This window comes from Microbispora sp. H13382, from assembly GCF_014161445.1.
In the GTDB taxonomy this organism is placed as follows: domain Bacteria; phylum Actinomycetota; class Actinomycetes; order Streptosporangiales; family Streptosporangiaceae; genus Microbispora.
In genome coordinates this window covers 1-1,356 of record NZ_JABBXA010000046.1, presented here as the reverse complement: position 1 = coordinate 1,356, position 1,356 = coordinate 1, and the positions used below count along the sequence as shown (strand labels likewise).

2 protein-coding genes are annotated in these 1,356 nt (G+C 70.4%); one reads left to right on the top strand and one right to left on the bottom strand.

Translation table 11 applies throughout. The features are described 5' to 3' along the window. Positions 1 to 289 precede the first annotated feature (289 nt). A complete protein-coding gene (locus HHX41_RS39380) occupies positions 290 to 1,003 on the top strand; it encodes a FadR/GntR family transcriptional regulator (RefSeq protein WP_169985096.1) in 714 nt (237 codons plus the stop codon). 69 nt (positions 1,004 to 1,072) lie between these two features. Here HHX41_RS39380 and HHX41_RS39375 read toward each other — a convergent pair. After that, the coding region (locus HHX41_RS39375; protein ID WP_182910006.1) for a FadR/GntR family transcriptional regulator at positions 1,073 to 1,356 on the bottom strand (284 nt) is incomplete at its 5' end.

Sequence of the window (1,356 nt, the reverse complement as noted above, 5' to 3'; positions counted from 1 at the left end):
GCCCGGCTTCACCATGGGCAACGCCTGGCAGTTCTTCATGGGCTACCGATTCGCCGTCTTCAACTACGCCACCCAGTCCCTGGGCGGCGCGGTCACCGTCAACCGATTCGACCTGACCACCCCCTGAGACCGCTCCCGCCGCCCCTCGGGGATGCACATCCCACCCCGAGGGGCGGTGGCCACCCGGCCGCGCGGCACGACGGGTGCGTACGAGGCGGTTCTGAGACCGTTCCATACGCCAGGAAGAGCCATGTAGAGGTTCGATGTCCTGGCATACCAAAATGCAGGTATGTCGTTGACGGAGCAGGCGATCGAACGCATCAGGCAGCTCATCAAGGATGGGACGCTGCCCCCGGGCGCCCGGCTGCCTCCCGAGCAGGAGCTCGCCGCCGAGCTGGGCCTGTCCCGCAACCTGCTCAGAGAGGCGGTCCGATCCCTCGTCACCACCCGTGTGCTGGAGGTACGCAGAGGCGACGGCACCTACGTCACGAGCCTTTCGCCGGAGCTGCTGCTCGAAGGCGTCGGTCTGGCCGTGGAGATGATGCGGGGCGACGGCCTGCTCGAGATCACCGAGGTGCGGCGGCTGTTCGAGCCGGTGGCCACCGCACTTGCCGCCGCCCGGATCACCGCCGGCCAGCTCGCGGAGGTCGAACGGCATCTCAACGCGATGATCGGGGCGCAGGACGACATCGAAGCGCTCAACCACCACGACGACGCCTTCCACCGCGCTGTGTTCGAGGCGACGGGCAACAAGTCGCTGTCGGCGTTGCTCGGCGGCATCGCCAGCCAGACGCTGCGGGCGCGTGTGTGGCGCGGCCTCGTGGAGGAGAACGCGGCGGGCCGCACGATCGCCGAGCACGCCGCCATCTACCGCGCGCTCGCGGCCGGCGACGCCCCCCTCGCCCAGGCCGCGGCGCTCATGCACGTCAGCACCACGGAGACCTGGCTGCGGGACAACCTCGGCCGGTCACGGTCCGGTGCCGACCCGCAACCGACGCCGTGACCGGGGCGCGGATCGCGCCCGACCTGCTCCCACCATGTCACCCCACCTCGCCCCCGTACGGGCTCGAGGTCAGCCGGCCATAAGCGCGGACGGCGCGTCGCCGTCGTCGGGCAGGCGGTTCAGGGACTCCTCGACCCCGATGAGATGGTTGGCCATCCGGATGCGCGCCCGTTCGGGATCGCGTGCCACCAGCGCCGTCCAGATGGCCACGTGCTCGTCGTGGGTCCGCCGGTCGGCGTCCTTCTCGTGCAGGCTGCGCCACAGCCGGCCGTGGACGGTGCGCCTGGCGAACGCCTCGATCAGGCCGACCATGACCGGATTGTCGGAGTGGGCGGCGATGATGCGGTGGAAGG